The sequence below is a fragment of the Bacillus sp. GW823-FHT06A11 genome (assembly GCF_058795355.1).
In genome coordinates, this window is record NZ_JBXAHS010000001.1 from 734,843 (window position 1) to 752,100 (window position 17,258).

At 33.6% G+C, this 17,258-nt stretch carries 17 protein-coding genes; 8 read left to right on the forward strand and 9 right to left on the reverse strand.

The window, feature by feature from the left end; translation table 11 throughout:
• Positions 1-16: 16 nt before the first annotated feature.
• Positions 17-1,288 (reverse strand): cation:dicarboxylate symporter family transporter, encoded by a 1,272-nt coding sequence (locus AC1Q8L_RS03490; protein WP_000713291.1) that lies wholly within the window; start codon positions 1,286-1,288, stop codon positions 17-19.
• A gap of 376 nt (positions 1,289-1,664) precedes the next feature.
• On the opposite strand from AC1Q8L_RS03490, the gene pyrH reads away from it, so the two are divergent.
• Positions 1,665-2,408: a UMP kinase gene (gene pyrH / locus AC1Q8L_RS03495; protein WP_001248061.1), complete on the forward strand. Its 744-nt coding sequence runs from the start codon at positions 1,665-1,667 to the stop codon at positions 2,406-2,408.
• A gap of 53 nt (positions 2,409-2,461) precedes the next feature.
• Here the strand turns inward: pyrH and cls are convergent, their stop codons facing one another.
• The 6 genes from cls to AC1Q8L_RS03525 form a co-directional block, all read right to left on the reverse strand.
• Positions 2,462-3,673: a cardiolipin synthase gene (gene cls, locus AC1Q8L_RS03500; RefSeq protein WP_000591897.1), complete on the reverse strand. Its 1,212-nt coding sequence runs from the start codon at positions 3,671-3,673 to the stop codon at positions 2,462-2,464.
• 110 nt (positions 3,674-3,783) lie between these two features.
• Positions 3,784-4,929, reverse strand: a complete 1,146-nt coding sequence (locus AC1Q8L_RS03505; protein WP_000651886.1) for an ABC transporter permease — start codon at positions 4,927-4,929, stop codon at positions 3,784-3,786.
• Position 4,930: 1 nt separating this feature from the next.
• Complete coding sequence (locus AC1Q8L_RS03510; protein WP_001020153.1) at positions 4,931-6,040, reverse strand: ABC transporter permease; 1,110 nt, start codon at positions 6,038-6,040, stop codon at positions 4,931-4,933.
• Positions 6,041-6,077: 37 nt separating this feature from the next.
• A complete protein-coding gene (locus AC1Q8L_RS03515; protein WP_001093820.1) occupies positions 6,078-7,016 on the reverse strand; it encodes an ABC transporter ATP-binding protein in 939 nt (312 codons plus the stop codon).
• Positions 7,017-7,154: 138 nt separating this feature from the next.
• Positions 7,155-8,255, reverse strand: coding sequence for a sensor histidine kinase (locus tag AC1Q8L_RS03520; protein WP_000397686.1), 1,101 nt, complete (start codon positions 8,253-8,255; stop codon positions 7,155-7,157).
• 4 nt (positions 8,256-8,259) lie between these two features.
• On the reverse strand, positions 8,260-8,898 hold the full coding sequence (locus tag AC1Q8L_RS03525; protein ID WP_000704780.1) for a response regulator transcription factor: 639 nt from the start codon (positions 8,896-8,898) through the stop codon (positions 8,260-8,262).
• 284 nt (positions 8,899-9,182) lie between these two features.
• On the opposite strand from AC1Q8L_RS03525, the gene AC1Q8L_RS03530 reads away from it, so the two are divergent.
• Genes AC1Q8L_RS03530 through exsE form a run of 4 tightly spaced genes read left to right on the forward strand, consistent with a single transcriptional unit; the run spans position 9,183 to position 12,121 of the window.
• Positions 9,183-9,665 (forward strand): RNA polymerase sigma factor, encoded by a 483-nt coding sequence (locus AC1Q8L_RS03530; RefSeq protein ID WP_001195478.1) that lies wholly within the window; start codon positions 9,183-9,185, stop codon positions 9,663-9,665.
• Positions 9,662-10,105, forward strand: a complete 444-nt coding sequence (locus AC1Q8L_RS03535) for a hypothetical protein (RefSeq protein WP_000972334.1) — start codon at positions 9,662-9,664, stop codon at positions 10,103-10,105. Before AC1Q8L_RS03530 ends, AC1Q8L_RS03535 begins: the two co-directional genes overlap by 4 nt.
• Positions 10,098-11,168: a hypothetical protein gene (locus AC1Q8L_RS03540; RefSeq protein ID WP_001039116.1), complete on the forward strand. Its 1,071-nt coding sequence runs from the start codon at positions 10,098-10,100 to the stop codon at positions 11,166-11,168. The genes AC1Q8L_RS03535 and AC1Q8L_RS03540 overlap by 8 nt, the downstream gene beginning before the upstream one ends.
• Complete coding sequence (gene exsE, locus AC1Q8L_RS03545; RefSeq protein ID WP_001261423.1) at positions 11,165-12,121, forward strand: exosporium protein ExsE; 957 nt, start codon at positions 11,165-11,167, stop codon at positions 12,119-12,121. The genes AC1Q8L_RS03540 and exsE overlap by 4 nt, the downstream gene beginning before the upstream one ends.
• A 30-nt stretch (positions 12,122-12,151) precedes the next feature.
• Here the strand turns inward: exsE and AC1Q8L_RS03550 are convergent, their stop codons facing one another.
• A complete protein-coding gene (locus tag AC1Q8L_RS03550; protein WP_000058308.1) occupies positions 12,152-13,399 on the reverse strand; it encodes a DUF445 domain-containing protein in 1,248 nt (415 codons plus the stop codon).
• Between the two features lie 154 nt (positions 13,400-13,553).
• The gene (gene dsdA, locus AC1Q8L_RS03555) at positions 13,554-14,885 is read right to left on the reverse strand and encodes a D-serine ammonia-lyase (protein ID WP_000658542.1); all 1,332 of its coding nucleotides are present in this window, start codon (positions 14,883-14,885) and stop codon (positions 13,554-13,556) included.
• Between the two features lie 150 nt (positions 14,886-15,035).
• On the opposite strand from dsdA, the gene AC1Q8L_RS03560 reads away from it, so the two are divergent.
• The 3 genes from AC1Q8L_RS03560 (at position 15,036) to AC1Q8L_RS03570 (ending at position 17,171) form a co-directional block, all read left to right on the forward strand.
• Positions 15,036-15,581: a helix-turn-helix domain-containing protein gene (locus AC1Q8L_RS03560; protein ID WP_000427637.1), complete on the forward strand. Its 546-nt coding sequence runs from the start codon at positions 15,036-15,038 to the stop codon at positions 15,579-15,581.
• A gap of 358 nt (positions 15,582-15,939) precedes the next feature.
• Entirely contained in the window at positions 15,940-17,034 is a 1,095-nt protein-coding gene (locus tag AC1Q8L_RS03565; protein WP_000114845.1) for a response regulator aspartate phosphatase, read from the forward strand.
• The gene (locus AC1Q8L_RS03570; RefSeq protein WP_000724012.1) at positions 17,034-17,171 is read left to right on the forward strand and encodes a hypothetical protein; all 138 of its coding nucleotides are present in this window, start codon (positions 17,034-17,036) and stop codon (positions 17,169-17,171) included. Before AC1Q8L_RS03565 ends, AC1Q8L_RS03570 begins: the two co-directional genes overlap by 1 nt.
• Positions 17,172-17,258 lie beyond the last annotated feature (87 nt).

Here is a 17,258-nt window from a genome sequence, read left to right on the forward strand (position 1 = left end):
ACTCCTTAACGATTTCTTATGCTGCTTTTGTTTCTTTGACTGTTTCTACATATTGTTTTGCTTTCTCATTATCGAATTCGCCTTCCCACTTCGACATAACAATGGCCGCTAATGCATTCCCTAATACATTGACAGATGAGCGAATCATATCTAAAATGCGGTCAATTCCCGCAATTAACGCGATACCTTCTAGTGGTAACCCCATTGAACCTAACGTTGCTAATACAACAACGAACGATGCACCTGGAACTCCCGCCATACCTTTGGATGTTAACATGAGAACGAATAATAACGTTATTTGCTCTGTCAGTGACATGTGCACACCGTACATTTGGGCAACAAACAATGCCGCTAACGCTTGATAAATAGCCGATCCAGTCAAGTTAAATGTATAACCTGTCGGAATTACGAAAGAGGCAACTGCCTTTGGACAACCGAACTCTTCCATTTTTCTCATTATATTAGGTAAAACAGCTTCTGAACTTGCTGTCGTAAACGAAAGAATCAGTTCTTCTTTTAAAATTTTTATTAATGTAAAAATGTTTACTCCAACCATTCGTGCATTAATACCTAATACAATCACAACGAATAGTATAACAGTTACGTATACAGCTAGCACTAGTTTTCCTAGCGGAAGTAATGTTGCTACACCAAATTTTGCAACTGTAACGGCAATTAATGCGAATACACCAAATGGTGCAAATTTCATAACTTGATTTGTAACCCAAAACATTGCTTCGAGTACGCCTTCAAAGAAGTTAAAAACAGGCTTTCCTTTTTCCCCAATTGCCGCAACTCCTAAGCCGAATAATACTGAGAAGAATATAATCGGTAATAGGTCACCTTGTGCAATCGATTCAAATACGTTTTTCGGTACAATGTGAACAATTGTCTCAGCAAAACCTTTCTTCTCCGTTGCATCTGCTGTTTGTTTATAAGAAGAAATATCACTTTGCTGTAAATTACTCATATCAACACCAGTACCTGGTTGGAATATATTCGCTGCAAGTAATCCCATTAAAATAGCAATCGTCGTAATAATTTCGAAATAAAGAATTGTCTTACCGCCCAGTTTCCCAAGCTTTTTCATATCTCCTACACCAGCTACCGCAACAATTAATGCTGAAATAACAATTGGTACTACAATCATCTTAATTAAGTGAATAAATATATCCCCAATTGGTGTGATATAAGAAATCGCTGTTTTATTGCCATAAAAGACTGCCCCTACTACAATCCCTAAAACAAGCGCGACAAAAATTTGTGTTGCCAATCCGAATTTTTTCATTTATGTTCATCCCCTTCATGCGAACGCTTTCAATTTGAATTTATAAAAGCTACTCACACATCTTATAAGCGAACCTACAAAATCATACAAAAACCTACAAGTTCGTCACAAAAAATTCAAATATTTTTCTTCTTTTTTTCATTGACACCATTTTGTTAAAAAACGATAAAATAAACTTGATAAGTAATCAGATTGTTTCGTATAATCAAAAAGATATATACTTAAAACAAATCAAAATGAAAAGGAGTGGATGTTATGAAAAACTATACAAAGCAATTCGTCCTATCTTCTTCTTTTCTTTTTCATTTTCTTAAAAAGGAACAAAGGCATTCGCCTTTGTTCCTTTTTTATTGCGATCTATATAGGGGGAATTGTTATGAGACCATATAAACGTGTCTTAATTAAATTAAGCGGCGGTGCACTTGCCGATCAAACTGGAAATAGCTTTAACTCCAAACGATTAGAACATATCGCAAACGAAATTTTATCTATTGTTGATTTAGGTATCGAAGTATCCATCGTCATCGGTGGCGGTAACATTTTTAGGGGGCATCTAGCTGAAGAATGGGGAATCGATCGCGTGGAAGCTGATAATATCGGTACGTTAGGTACAATCATTAACAGCTTAATGCTTCGCGGTGTTTTAACAAGTAAAACAAATAGAGAAGTACGCGTTATGACTTCCATTCCATTTAATGCAGTAGCTGAACCATACATTCGCTTGCGTGCAGTCCACCATTTAGATAACGGCTATATCGTTATCTTTGGAGGCGGAAACGGCCAACCGTTCGTGACAACAGATTATCCAAGTGTACAAAGAGCCATCGAGATGAATAGTGATGCCATATTAGTCGCAAAACAAGGGGTAGATGGCGTCTTTACAAGTGATCCAAAGCATAATAAATCAGCAAAAATGTACAGCAAACTAAACTATAATGATGTCGTTAGACAAAATATACAAGTCATGGATCAAGCGGCATTACTGCTTGCCAGAGACTACAATTTACCAACGCATGTCTTTAACTTTGATGAGCCTGGGGTCATGAAGAAAATATGTTTAGGCGAACATGTGGGGACGTTGATCAATGATGATGTTACGATGCTGGTGCATGAAAAATAATAATTCCCCACCAAAAAGGGTGCCTTTTGTAGGCACCCTTTCCTAATTCATCATCACAAATAGAAGTCAACCAATCCTGCCACTTTCTCCTTACAACGCTCCCAAAAAGATAACTTTTCAAAAAACTCTTTCGTCATTTCTTTCGAATCATGAAAATCCTCTGTTAACGCCTTATTAACTTGTCCTACAATAGGACCACCATAAATATAAAAATTCATTTCATCATTTATATTGAAGCTACGCGAAGTAAAGTTTGTTGTACCAATAACGGTTAATTCATTATCAATAAGCATTAATTTACCATGGAACATTCCTTTTTTATAACCATATACAGTAATCCCATTATTAACAGCTTGACGTATGTATGGATACGCCGCTTCTTTTATAAGAGGTAGATCCGGTTTATATGACCAAAGTATTTTTACTGTAACACCACGCTTTTGCGCCGCGATTAAAGCATTCATAGATTCTTTATTTTTCGCTATAAAATACGGTGTTGCAATTACAATGGAGTGCTGAGCTTGTTTTATGAGCTCTATATATTTTTCAGCAACGTAATGCCCATTGTAACTAGTCATAGTATGTAATGTATTCCCTTTACTAGCTTTATTCGTACTCCTCTTTATCTCTTCTTTCGTATCTCGTTTCCAATCTAAAGCGAATTGCTGTTCTAAATCTTTTGCTCCTTCTCCTTTAAGCCGCACATGATAATCACGCCAATATCCAAATCGCTTATCTTTCCCTAAGTACTCATCTCCTATATTAAATCCGCCTGTATAGCCAATTTCTCCATCAATCGTCGTAATACGGCGATGATTACGATGGTGAAGTGAATAAAATCCGAATGGTAATGTAGGTTTTCTACTATATGTAAAATGTACACCACTTTCCCGCAATTCATTTATCACCTTTCTTTCAAATGATAAATCATTCATGCGATCAACTGATAAATAGACGTTTAATCCTTCTTTTGCCTTCTCTTTTAATAAGTTTAAAAAAGTATGGCTACTTTTATCATCCGACAAAATGAAGAAATAAGTGTAGATGGAGCTTTTAGCTTCTCTTATATCAGTAAATAATTGTTTATAAAAAGGCTTCCCTTCTACATATAATTGAAAGTCACTATAATGAGGCGCATACTCTGTCGGCATGTTTTTCCCAGCTTCCATTTTCCTACCTAAGGTAACATCGATATGCATCCATATTAAAATAAAAACGAAAATAGCAATAGCAATAGAAGTAACTCGCAATATTTTTTTAATCATTTTGATTTCCTTCCGATCATTTTCTTTCCACCTTTCTATTTTGTCATTCAAGTTTAGATTTCATGCTTCATACAAAAAAGGATGTGACTTAACGTCACATCCTTTTCACATTAAACAAAATTCCTCGCATCATTATTTCTTCCAAACTTATAAATCGCAATTAAGAAGAATGCAATCGCGAAAGCGAATAAAATTAAAATGTTTAAATACAACTCAGAGAATGGAATTCCTTGCTGTAGTTTTGATATCGTATCTAACAACCAGCGCTGTGGAAGAAAATTAGCTACTTTTTGTACTGCACTTGGCATAATATCATATGGGAAATAACATCCCGCAAGTAAGCATGTTGGTACAATGATCATATTTTGCATCGCATTTGCCGATGCTGAGTTTTTCGAAAAAGCTACAAGGACTAATGATATTCCAATTGCGATTAATGCAAATAGCATTAGTACGCCCATCATCACTATGAAAGACATATTGATATCCGTATGAAAAACATTCGTCAGGAATAGGATTGTAATCAAAATTTGTACTGTTAGTATTATCATATTTACCCCGACATTAGATAATATGAACTTCTTCCCATCTATCGGCGTTGATAATAGTCTAAAGTACGTTCTATTCTCTTTTTCTTTTAAAATATGACCTGATAAGTTAGCTGCTGAAAACAGCATAAACATAATAAGGTAACCCATCGTTTGATTTGTCATATCTTTATTTTTCGAAGTATCTTCTAGCGTCTCAGTTTTCATTTTAAATGAACCTTTTTGATACCCTGCGTACATATTGTCGAATGTACTTTGATCTGTTCCTGCTACTTTACTAATAGCTGCTATATTATCAATATAATTATATAAATATGATTTTATAAATCCTGTTACTTGATCACCTTTAATCGATGAAATTTCAATATGCTCTGGTTTCCCTTCTCGAACACTTTTTGAAAAACCAGAATCCAATGTAATAACTCCATCAAGTTTTTTGGAAGTGAGTTTATCTTCTACTTCAGACTCCTTAACCTTACTCACATTCACATGATTTAATCCTTCTAAAAACTTTATCGTATCATTTGTTATCGGCTCATTTTCTTTATTTACAATCCCGATATTTAACGTTCCTTGCCCTGCATTTCCATATATCGAGAAGGAAATGAGCGTCCCTATTATCGGCAAGCTAATTATAATGAGTAAACTTTTTTTATTTTTCAAAAGCACAGATAACGTTTTTTGTATGAGCCATAAAATATCCTTCATACTATAGCCCCTCCCGTCTACGTAATGCAATAATTGCAATTAATAAAAAGAGTGCTGAAATTCCAAGGTTTAAAGAAATGACTGATAATGCTGCCCCTACATCATTTGCATAAATAATTTTCATAACAGCTGTATTTGCCCAAGTTAATGGTGATAAATTCGTAACGAAATTTTCTTCTATTACGAAATATGCACCTCCAAAAATAGAAGCTAATTGCACAACAACCATAATAATTGCCCTAGACGCTTCAGCTGTTTTCGTAATATATCCGATTCCTAAACCGAAGCTAATTGCTAGAAAGACTTGTGTTAATAAAATAAGAAATATGATTCCAAGATGGTCGCCCCAATTCGCTTGAAAAACAAATTTACTAAATAACATGACGAGTAATATGCACAGGGCATTTGCTACTAGGCTACCAAGTACTTTTCCAATGAATATTTCAGCTTTACTTATAGGTGCAGCAATGAGACGATCTCCTGTTTTACGTATTCGTTCTCCTCGAATTAAAGAACTCGCTCCCATCGCAGCATATAGTGCAATCATCGTTGTCATTACAACCGCATAGTAATCCATAGAACCTGGTTTTTTCGCAGCTTGTAAGGATGTTTCTTTTATATAATCATTATGATTTCCGTTTGAAATAACTGTGCTCACCTTAGTAGGATCTACTTTTGCAACTTCGACCGCTACATTGTACTTATCAACAAATGTTGTAAGCATTCCTTCCACAATACTCCCCTCAATACTACTTTTGTCACTTCCGTAAAATTTTGCACCATCTTTATTTAACTCTACATAAGCAGCATATTTATTTTTCTTCACTTCTTCTTTCCCATCTATACCTTCGGAAGCTTTTTTAAAATGAATACCTGATTTATCCACTTCTTTCGTAAATGCTTCAAATGATTGAGAAAACGTGCTACTCGCTTCATCTTTATATAGCACTTGTATATCTTTAATCGAATGACTATCACTATTAAATGCGTTGGTTAACGCTGTTCCTAACACAAGCATAAGCACAATCGGAAATGCTAACATAAAAACTAAAGTTCTTACGTCTCTGAAATCTCTTTTAATATGCATAATTGCAATATTGAAGATGTTCAATTGATGAACCTCCCTTTACCTTTTCTTCATTTACCTTTTATTTATCTCGTAAGTTTCTTCCGGTTAACGTAAGAAATACTGTTTCTAAGTTTGGAGCCTGCTCCTCTAACGAACGAATTTCAATGTCATGATTAATGAAATGCTGAATAATTTGATTTAAATTATTTAATCCTGCATCCGAGTTTACCTTGATTACGTTCTCTTCAATCTGAACAGCTTTCACACCGTTTATCTCTTTTAACTTTTCTACATCTAAATTTTCTACTGACTTCACTTCAATCCAAATATCTTTCGTATCTGTAATAATCGCTTTTAACTGTTCTTTCGTACCTTCTGCAATCACTTTACCGTGGTCGACAATTGCGATTTTCGTACAAATCTCTTCTACTTCTTCCATGTAGTGGCTCGTGTAAATAATAGTGCTTCCCATTTCATTTAACTTCCGGACAGACTGAAGAATATAGTTCCTTGACTGCGGATCAATTCCAACTGTCGGTTCATCCATAATAATTAACTTCGGTCTATGTGCAATTGCACAAGCAATATTTAATCTTCTTTTCATCCCACCAGAAAAGTTCTTCGGATAGCTTTTCTGTTTATCACTAAGTCCTACAAATTGAAGAGCTTCCTCTACCCTAGCTTTTAATTCAGCTCCTCGTAATCCGTACAATCCAGCAAAGAATTTCACATTTTCATAGGCAGTTAACTCTTCATAAATCGCAATATCTTGTGGAACAATACCGATATTCATCTTTGCAAATCGATTATGTTTCTTTATATTTTTTCCTAGTATGCTAATTTCACCTTCATTACTTCTTAACAAACCAGCAATCATATTTATCGTTGTACTCTTACCAGCACCATTTGATCCTAAAAAGCCAAATATTTCTCCTTCTTTAATAGATAAAGACATATTATCAACTGCGATGAAATCACCAAATTTTTTCGTTAAATTTTTAATTTCTAATGTATTCATCATTTTCACCCCTATTTCGGTTTCTCTGCTTTTAGTATAAACAAAAAGAATGAACCTGCTCAGTGCAGAAGTTCATTCTTTTCACATGAGAATATTCACTTTTTTCATATGAGATGGTTCATCCTCGTACCATTCTCTTTATATTGGCAACAACATCGTTACTGAAAAACCACTTGTCCCATCTACAATAATTTTTCCGTTTACAGACGCCGTTCGCTCCTCCATCCCCATAATACCGAGACCTTTTTTAACAAGAGCTACCCCTTTTCCGTTATCCTTCACTTGTACCTTTACCATCTTGTTAAGTACATGAATATCTATAGAAATGACTGTCGCATCAGCATATTTCATTGCATTTGTTAGTGCTTCTGTAACATTCTCACCGATAATTTTCCACTGAATGGGAGAAATCATATCTAAGTTCCCTTTGTATACAAAAGGAATATTCACATCATTCTTACCGGCAAATTCCTCTATGAATAATTTCATACGATGAATGCCAATTTGCTCAGTTGGTGGCTTCATATTTTTTAATGTAATGCGAATACTTTCAATTCCATCTTTTGAAATGTGAATTGCATTTTGTAATAACTCCGCAGATTTTTCTTTATCTATTTCCATTAACCTTTTTGCTGCTTCCATTTGAATTAATGCACCCGTCATCGAGTGGCCAATTTTATCATGAATTTCTTGTGATAACCGATTTCTCTCTTCTAGCTTAAACGTGTATTCTGATTGTCTTATGTACTCTTTATTTTCATGTAAGCTTTTCGTAAGTCGTTGCATATCTTTTCGCATCTTATCATTTTGCGATTCAAGCTTTACTACACGCGATATATATCGATCTGCAATAGTTAAAACGAGAAAAGAAAATGCAACAATTAATCCATAAGTCATTCGAATACTTTCATCTGCAATTGTAATTGGGAGCATCATAATGACAAAGCGTGGCCAATTCTTTTCTATGTAATAGAATATAATTTCGTATAAGTTCAAAGGTAAAAACAAAATAAAAAATGGATGAATCCTCCATGTAAATAACATAACTACGCCAATGGACATACAGATTAATATTTTTTTATACGTATCTTTTTTAAATATAGAAATCATTACGTTTACAGAGAGGTAAATAAGTAAAGTAAATATAACCCACGGTAAATTTGCTACATTTGCGTAAATATAACTAAACACAATATATAAAAAGACAATTAATTTACTTACAGTTAACCAAAATTCCATATCATTAATCTACTTTCCCTGTTAAGTAATAAATCGCAATTTGTGTGCGATGTTCAAGTCCAGTTTTCCCTAAAACTGACGTAATATAATTTGCAATTGTTCCCTCAGATATAAAAAGCTGTTTCGAAATTTCTTTATTTGAGAAACCTTTTGCAATTAATGCGATAATACTAAGCTCCCTTTCTGTGAAAAGACTCTTATCAATTTTACATTCTTCCTCTTTACTTTCCATTAAATTAGACTTAATTTTATCGAGGACAACATCTTGCATAACAGTTTGACCGTTATATACTCCTTTTATCGCATCACGAATCCGCTCCGGATCGTTATTTTTTAATAAATAACCTTTAGCTCCGTTTTTTACTGCATCCAAAATATATTCATCATCATCAAACGTCGTTAAAATAAGCGGTTTTGTTTTCGTCTCTTCACAAATGAATTTCGTCGCCTCTACCCCGTTCATATTTGGCATGCGAACATCTAATAGAGCGATATCAACGTCGTTCTTTTTGCAATACTCCACTGCTTCCTTCCCATCATTTACTGTATCTACTACTTCAAACTCTTCGTATGTATTTAAAATAATTTTCATGCCCTCTCTAATAAAAGAGTTATCATCTGCTATCAATATTGTAATTTTCATGTTTGTTAGTATGGACCTTCCTCCTACTAACATTCACATCCTTTCTACGTGTAACATTTCCCACTTGCTCATTATATACTTCTCTTTACCATTTTTTCACACCTTTTTTCATCTAGCTCTCCTACAAAAAATATATTATTCTTTTTTTATAAAATGTGTAGGGTGACTTATCATTCTTTACGTCTATATAATAGAATGCGTCAAAAAGGAGGGAGAGACCCATTGAGGAAAAACAATTAATTGAAAAAGCACAACAAGGAAGCGAACATGCTTTTCGTATCCTTGTGCAAACATATCGTCATTATATTTTCCAAGTTATCTTTTCTATTTTAAGACATGAAGAAGATGCGAAAGATGTTACACAAGAAGTATTCGTAAAAATTCACGCCTCTCTCCCTAATTATCAATTTCGCGGATTAAAAACGTGGATGGCGCGTATTGCCACCAATCACGCTATTGATTATAAGAGGAAGAAAGCTAGAGAAAACGAAGAACTCTCCTTATGTAAAGAAACTGAGGGAAATATAAAATCCTCTCATAATATTGAGGATTTATTATTGACGAAAGAGCAAAAATCACTCATCGCTCAAAAACTGAGAGAACTTCCGGAAAATTACCGTGACGTCGTTCTCGCACATTACTTAGAAGAAAAAAGCTATCAAGAAATTGCTTTACAGGAAAACATCGAAGTGAAAACAGTTGAAATGAAACTGTATCGGGCACGAAAATGGATTAAAAAACATTGGAAGGAGGAAGAGTTTCTATGATGCATTATTCAAAAGAAGATTGGCGCAATTATACATTAGCTTTTATAGAAGGCAATGAACGTGAATCTATGGAAGAACATCTTTACGAATGTGATCATTGTTTAACACTTTATATGGAAAGTATTGATGAACAACATGAAAACCTTCCAATGATAAATGATGATTCATTTACGAACGAAGTTATGACGCAAATTAATTTTGAAACGCTACAGTCTAATGAAAATATAAAAACAACCTCACTAAAGCGCACGATCATTCATTACATAATTGCGACTGCGGCTACAATTATTTTTATGGTAAGTGGTTTATTTCAGTATATTTTTACAGCGACATCAAATTTAGAGAAATCTTCAAAACATAACGAGTCTTCTATTTCACAACAAATTGTAAACAAATCGGTAGACACATCGAAAAAGGACGGAGGTTCAAAGCATGAATAAAAATCCCTTTTTAGCACTTGTATTAGGGCTAATTCCTGGGCTTGGACATTTATACTTAAAAAAGCTAGGACGGTTTATTTTATATAGCGGAGGATCTTTATTTCTATTCTCCTTTGCAGTATTCTGTACCATAGTAGTAAGAGAACGTGATATTGCTTTTCTTTCTCTATTTTTACTAGCTGTTCTATGGGTAATTAACTTACTAGATTTAGTTATCACCATTATAAAACAAACGAAAAAACAAGAAGCTGGAGAATTGATAAATTCCTCTAAAGAGAGCGAACGATTTTATATCATTCTCCTATCTATCATCCCTGGACTTGGCCATTTCCAATTAGGACTTATGCAACGTGGTCTTACGTTTTTAGTAGCTTGCACAGGAATCGGAAGTATGATTATTTTCGTTGCACTTTTAACATCGCAAGAAAGTTTTCTTATCTTCCTTATTACATTACCTGTTTTATGGATTTACAATTTCTTCGATGTTGTTCAGCAACTCCAGAAAAAAGAACGTGGCGAGCAACTAGATGATCGTACTATTTTCGAAGAGTTTGAAGAACATCGAGAGCAAGGAAAGAAAAGTAAAACATTTGCTTCTATTTTAGCGATGTTCCCTGGAGCAGGTCATATGTATTTAGGTTTACAACGCCGTGGTCTTCAGCTTATGGCAGCCTTTTTACTATCTATTTATTTACTCGACTTATTAAGACTTTCTGCGTTTTTATTTTTAGTACCAATCATTTGGTTCTATAGCTTTTTTGATGCGTTACAGCAAACAGCAAAATACGGAAAAGAACGAGTACAAGACGAACCCATTATCGATTATTTTATAAATCATCAAAGATGGATCGGTATCGGATTAATTACACTCGGTGGTTATTATTTATTAAATCAAACAGTCCTTCCTATTTTGAATGATTATTTTGTAACTATATTTAATATTCATCTTAGTGAACTATATTATCGCTATTTCCAGACATCTATCGTTGCACTCCTTTTAATTGGCGGCGGCTTTAAATTGTTACTTGGAAATAAAGAAAACAAAGGTGGGACAAGCGAATGAGGACTTGGCGTGTTGGAACATTCTCAATGGGTCTTTCTATTATATCGTTAGGATGCTTTTTACTATTTTCAGTCGTAAAAGGAATTCAAGTATTAGATACACTAACTGCATGGTGGCCAGTTTTACTTATCATACTTGGAGCTGAAGTTTTACTATACCTTCTATTTTCTAAGAAGGAACAATCATTTATTAAATATGATATTTTTAGTATTTTCTTTATCGGTGTTTTAGGAAGCGTCGGAATTGCTTTTTACTGTTTATTATCAACTGGATTACTAGAAGAAGTTCGTCACTCTATTAACACAACGAGGCAAACGAGTAATATTCCAGACGGACAATTTGATATACCTGAATCTATCAAAAAAATCGTAGTAGATGCAGGTCATCAGCCTCTAACGATAGAGGGAAATAATACAAATCAAATTCACCTTTTGGGAACTTATGAAATGACGACGAAAGCAAATGAAAAACTCAATTTAAAACAAGATGATTTCCTTTCAGTTCAAACGGCTGGAGAAACGATGTATATCACTTTAAAATCATTACCTGTTCAGCATACGTTATTTAATTCAGCACCACAGGTGAAACCAACGCTTGTTCTTCCGCAAAATAAAAATGTGGAAATCCGTGCTTCAAATAACGAACTATCTCTTTATCCAGGTCAATTACAAAATAATTGGTTTGTACAGGAAAGCTCAAGAGTGTCTGTCCATCTTGCACAAGAGAGTGATGTATCTTTAACAGCAGTAACAAATCAAAAAGAAACACATGGAAGCACACCTTGGGAACAAGTAGAAGATTTAACGAAAAACGAAAATACTTCTTCAGAAGAACATCCAGAATTAAACAACCAAGAACATTGGTATAAAAATTCGATTAAAACTGGAAATGGGACGTACAAGTTAAATATTGAGAAAGCTTATAATTTGAATATGAGTGTTCTCGAAAAATAAAAAACCTTCCGCAATTGCGGAAGGTTTTTCTCATATAATCGCTTTAATTCCTTCTAACACTAATCCAATCATAAATCCGCAAACCGCCCCGTTTACTCGGATCCACTGTAAATCTTTACCGACATTATTTTCAATCATTTCGATTAACGTTTTATCATCTAACTTATCAAGATTTTCTTGTACAAGCTTACCGATTTTCGAATGGTTCTTTTCCACAAGTGTAACAACTTGCTTTTGTAACCACTCCTCTATTTTTTGAACAGTTTGTTCATCTTCTTTTATTTTGTTCATTTGTTTTTGTAAAAATGGAATAACATATTTATCAGCAAATTCTTCATTATTTACAAAAGCAACTGCTCTTTGTTGTACTTGCTCTAGCATCTCTTTTATTTTGTCAGTAGCATTCCAATTCGCAATCCACTTTTCTTTCCAATTTTCTAATTCCTGTAATAAGGCTTCATTTTCTTTTACATTGATAATTTCTTGACGAATCTTCGCTAATATAAGTTGTCTTGTGCTATTATCAGCCTCTTGTAAGCTGTTAATATTACTAATGATAAACTTCTGCAAAATGCCGCCAATTTTATCTTCATCTACAATATTCATAAATGATTTCAAAGTAAACTGCAAGAATCCATCTACTTTTATATTTTCCATCGCCTTCATACCTAAGCTACCGAGCTGGTAACGAGCTTCATCTTGCGCTGTCCAATCTTTTACCTTCACCAATATGTAATCAAGTGTCTTTTCATCATATTCTTGCACAACTAATTGATCAACAAGCACTTGTAAAATGTTACTTGTATTAATTGTATGCAAATATGTTTTTAATTCTTTTTCAATAATAACAGCTAACTTTTCTGTATCTATTGTAACAATTGCTTTCTCTGCAATCGTTACAATCCCCTTTTTCACAGCATCAGACTGCATTTCTCTCTCAGCAATTTGCAGTACCATTTGTGCTAACTGCATCTCTTTTACTTTATTCGTAATACTTTCTTTCGTCAGCCATTCATTTTCTAACGTATGAATGAGTCCTTTCGTTACCCGTTTACGGTTTTTAGGTAACAAAGCTGTATGCGGAATTGGTATTCCCATCGGATGACGGAATAAAGCTGTAACCGCGAACCAATCCGCAAGTCCACCAACCAATCCAGCTTCAAATCCACCTTGTATAATCTCTCCAGCTACCGTTCCTTGAAAAGGGATAGAAGCCGCAAAGCCGACACCCATAACCCCAAGCGAAATACCCGCTATATATTTAGTCTGTAATGACATCGTATACACATCCTCTTATTATGTAAAATAAAGCTTTTTTGTTGTATTTATTCAATATTTGTTATCCTTTATATATACTATAAAGAACTATTGTGAAAATAACAAAGATTTTTATGTACATGAAAAAATGAGGCTACAACTAGCCTCATTTTTCTTATACCGTTAATTCCAAACCTTTCCTATAATACTCATTCATTACATCTTTTGGAACCATACTTCCACCCGTTCCCCACACAATATGAGTACCTTTTTTCACCTTCTCTGTTACCTGTTGCTTTTGTAAATACTCACCTTCTTTGCATACTTTCACTGGCCCTATCATACCTGCTAGTGCAGAAGGCTCTAAATAAATATTCTCCGTATCAGCTATTTCTTTTAACAATCTATATAACTCTTCATCGCTTACTGTGTAATTCCCACTCAAAAATGGTTCCATCGTTTTACCGACAAATCCAGATGGCCTTCCTACCGCTAGTCCGTCCGCGTCTGTTACATTATCAATCCCGATATCTTGAACAGCAATTTTATCATGAAGTCCTGTCATTAAACCGAGTAACATGCATGGAGAGTGCGTAGGCTCCGCAAAGAAGCAGTGCACGTTGTCTTTATACAATAACTTTAAACCAAATGCGACGCCGCCAGGTCCGCCTCCTACCCCGCACGGAAGGTAAACGAATAAAGGATGCTCTTCATCTACTACAATCTCTAACTCTTCTAATTGCTTTTGTAATCGTGATGCTGCTACTGCGTATCCTAAAAATAAATCATGGGAGTTTTCATCATCTACAAAATAACAGCTAGGATCGGCATCTGCTTGCTGACGCCCCTCTTCTACTGCTTTACTATAATCAGCTTCATACTCAATAACGTTTACACCTTTACTTCTTAATAAATCTTTTTTCCATTCTTTTGCGTCTGCTGACATATGAACAGTTACATTAAAACCTAGATTCGCACTCATAATCCCTATACTAAGTCCTAAATTCCCTGTAGAACCTACTGCAATTGAATATTTCGAGAAAAACTCTCTACATGTATCACTATCTAAAATGGAATAATCATCTTCTTCTATTAACATACCGTGCTGCAAAGCTAGTTGTTCAGCATGTTTCAACACTTCATAAATGCCGCCCCTAGCTTTAATTGATCCTGATATCGGAAGATGACTATCACATTTTAATAATAATTCTCCTAAAATAGGTTGCTTGTAATTTGTCTCTAAAGCTTCTTTCATAGAAGGTATTTTCACTAAAGGTGATTCGATTATGCCGTTCGTCCCTTTCGTTTCAGGAAAAACTTTCGCAATATATGGTGCAAAACGCTTTAATCTCTCTTCTGCATCTTTTACATTCTCTTCATTAAGTGGTGAATCTTTTATTGCTGTTTCATACTTTTCTATGTTTGGATTTATCCAAAATACTTCTTCTGTTGCAATAAGTTTATTCACTAACGGGTATTCTGCTTGTAATGCCCCTATTTCTTTCATTTTGTTTCCTCCTTATATCCTTGTAGCTCACCATACAATAAATTATAATTAAATTAATTTTAATATAGTTTAACACAAACAATCCAATTAAGTTAATTTTAATTTAATTTATTTAAATATAATTTAATAATTATTAAGGAGATTTTCATTATGGAAAATATAGATATTGGTAAAAAAATTGAAAAACAAAGAAAAGAAAAAGGTTTAACTAGTAAAGAACTAGCAAAGATGGCCGATATTACACCATCAATGTTAAGTCAAATTGAGCGCGGGTCCGCTAACCCTTCTATCCAAACATTAAAAGTGCTTGCTAAAGCTCTTGATGTGCCAACATTTAGCTTTTTACTTGAAGATACAAATACAGACGATTTAATTGTACGTTCCCATAAACGAAAGAAAATGATTATTGATAATTTATCATATGAAATGCTTTCACCTGATTTCACTGGAAATTTAGCAACAGCAATTATGACCGTCCCGCCTAATACAGCTTCATCAGAAAATGTGCTAGAACATAAAGGAGAAGAATTAGCATTTGTCTTAGATGGGAAAATCACATTATATTTAAATGAGGAAGAATACGTATTAGAAACTGGCGACAGTGTAAAAATACCTGCTTATTTAAAGCATAAATGGGTGAATCATTTTGAAAAAAACGCGATTGTCTTATTTTCTGTTACTCCGCCGATTTTTTAATATATCAATAAAAACAGGATGATTCTTATAAAATGAGGATTATCCTGTTTTGTTAAATAAGAAAGTGAAATTTTTGTTAAAAACTTAACAGTTGGACCCAATTCGAACAATCCTCCTAATAACATATTTACAAGTGAAACTATCCCTCCCATTGATGCTAACGTATCATGAGTCAGATTCATCCCACCACTACCAGAGGCACTTGTAATATTCACATAAAAATAAGAAACACGTAAAAATTAATTGTTTTTTCAGAATTTTGTTGAAAAATATGGTAAAATCACTCTTATACTTCTTCTATTTTGCTATTATAGAAATAATTAAATTAGGATACTTTTATCGGATGGGGGAATATATAATGAGTGTGTTATTAAAAGGGCATGAACAGATTGTCAACGAATTAAACATTTTATATCAAGTAATGGTAGCGGAGCAATTAATTGAAGCGAAACAATTAAAAGAAAAAATAGAGAAACAGATTAATAAAATTGAAGCTGATCAAAATCTATCGCTTTACTACTCCCTACTAAACTTTAAATATAAGGTCCTAACCGATTGGACAAACATTAAATATGATACTTTTAGTCAAATTGTTCGTTTAGACAATCCAATAACTGAAGACTTTATTACTTATTATTATCACTTTTTTAAAGCTGAACATGCTACCATTATTGGAAATTATGATGAAGCAAAAAAAGAATACGAAAAAGCTGAATCCCTTTTAAAACATGTACCAGGCGAACTAGAAGAAGCTGAATATAAATATAAATTCGCTATATTTAATCACCATACAAACAAACCACTTACAGCAATCAATTATGCAAATCAAGCTAAAGAGATTTTCTCAAAATATCCACGTTATGAAATTAAAATAGCTCTATGCGAAAACATTTTAGGCTCATGTTCTGTTTATTTAAAACAATTCGAACAAGCCGAAGAGAACTATAATTCAGCAATCAATATTTTACAAAAGCTGAAAGACGATACACTAATCTTAAAAGTTCGAAATAACTTAGGTTGGCTCTACTCTTCTCAAAATCTATCAACCCTTGCTATTAGACATCTTACAATAGTTACAAACAAATTACCTAAACACCTAAAAGCCAATTTTCTACAAGCCAAAGAACATTTTAGTTTAAATGAAAAAGAAATTGCAAACGATTGGGTTCAAAAAGGCTTAGAAATTTGTAATGAATTAAATAATCAAGAATATAAACACCATTTCACTATCTTAAAAACACAACACACTGGTATTCTAGACGACTTAGAAAACGCAATCATTGCAGGCACTACATATTTTAACAGTAAAGAATTATACGATTATGTACAAGAATATTACGAATTATTAGCAGTAGAATTTCATAAAGTGAATAAAATAGAGAAATCTCAAAAATATTTTTTCAATACTTACGAAGCAAAACAAAAATTATTAACTAAGGAGGCACTAAGATAATGAAAAAGATTAGTTTAGCTATTTTAACCTTTACATGCATACTTGCTTTTGGATTTAATAATTTTACTGAAAGTCAACAAGCAAAACAACTTCCAAAATGGGATACAGATAAACAAGAAACACATGCAGACCTATAGAAACCTAAAAACCCCTAATAAAGGGGTTTTTAGGTTTCTATAATATAATGATTTAGCATATGATGAAGAAATATGCTTATAAAAGAT

What these genes read in the sequence shown, in the direction of transcription:
- dsdA (WP_000658542.1), bottom strand. Translation starts at nt 14,885, where the DNA reads ATGAAAGAAATAGGGGCATTACAAGCAGAATACCCGTTAGTGAATAAA.
- AC1Q8L_RS03525 (WP_000704780.1), bottom strand. Translation starts at nt 8,898, where the DNA reads ATGAAAATTACAATATTGATAGCAGATGATAACTCTTTTATTAGAGAG.
- AC1Q8L_RS03520 (WP_000397686.1), bottom strand. Translation starts at nt 8,255, where the DNA reads ATGGAATTTTGGTTAACTGTAAGTAAATTAATTGTCTTTTTATATATT.
- exsE (WP_001261423.1), top strand. Translation starts at nt 11,165, where the DNA reads ATGAGGACTTGGCGTGTTGGAACATTCTCAATGGGTCTTTCTATTATA.
- AC1Q8L_RS03490 (WP_000713291.1), bottom strand. Translation starts at nt 1,288, where the DNA reads ATGAAAAAATTCGGATTGGCAACACAAATTTTTGTCGCGCTTGTTTTA.
- AC1Q8L_RS03565 (WP_000114845.1), top strand. Translation starts at nt 15,940, where the DNA reads ATGAGTGTGTTATTAAAAGGGCATGAACAGATTGTCAACGAATTAAAC.
- AC1Q8L_RS03535 (WP_000972334.1), top strand. Translation starts at nt 9,662, where the DNA reads ATGATGCATTATTCAAAAGAAGATTGGCGCAATTATACATTAGCTTTT.
- AC1Q8L_RS03550 (WP_000058308.1), bottom strand. Translation starts at nt 13,399, where the DNA reads ATGTCATTACAGACTAAATATATAGCGGGTATTTCGCTTGGGGTTATG.
- AC1Q8L_RS03515 (WP_001093820.1), bottom strand. Translation starts at nt 7,016, where the DNA reads ATGAATACATTAGAAATTAAAAATTTAACGAAAAAATTTGGTGATTTC.
- pyrH (WP_001248061.1), top strand. Translation starts at nt 1,665, where the DNA reads ATGAGACCATATAAACGTGTCTTAATTAAATTAAGCGGCGGTGCACTT.
- AC1Q8L_RS03570 (WP_000724012.1), top strand. Translation starts at nt 17,034, where the DNA reads ATGAAAAAGATTAGTTTAGCTATTTTAACCTTTACATGCATACTTGCT.
- AC1Q8L_RS03505 (WP_000651886.1), bottom strand. Translation starts at nt 4,929, where the DNA reads ATGAAGGATATTTTATGGCTCATACAAAAAACGTTATCTGTGCTTTTG.
- AC1Q8L_RS03540 (WP_001039116.1), top strand. Translation starts at nt 10,098, where the DNA reads ATGAATAAAAATCCCTTTTTAGCACTTGTATTAGGGCTAATTCCTGGG.
- AC1Q8L_RS03560 (WP_000427637.1), top strand. Translation starts at nt 15,036, where the DNA reads ATGGAAAATATAGATATTGGTAAAAAAATTGAAAAACAAAGAAAAGAA.
- cls (WP_000591897.1), bottom strand. Translation starts at nt 3,673, where the DNA reads ATGATTAAAAAAATATTGCGAGTTACTTCTATTGCTATTGCTATTTTC.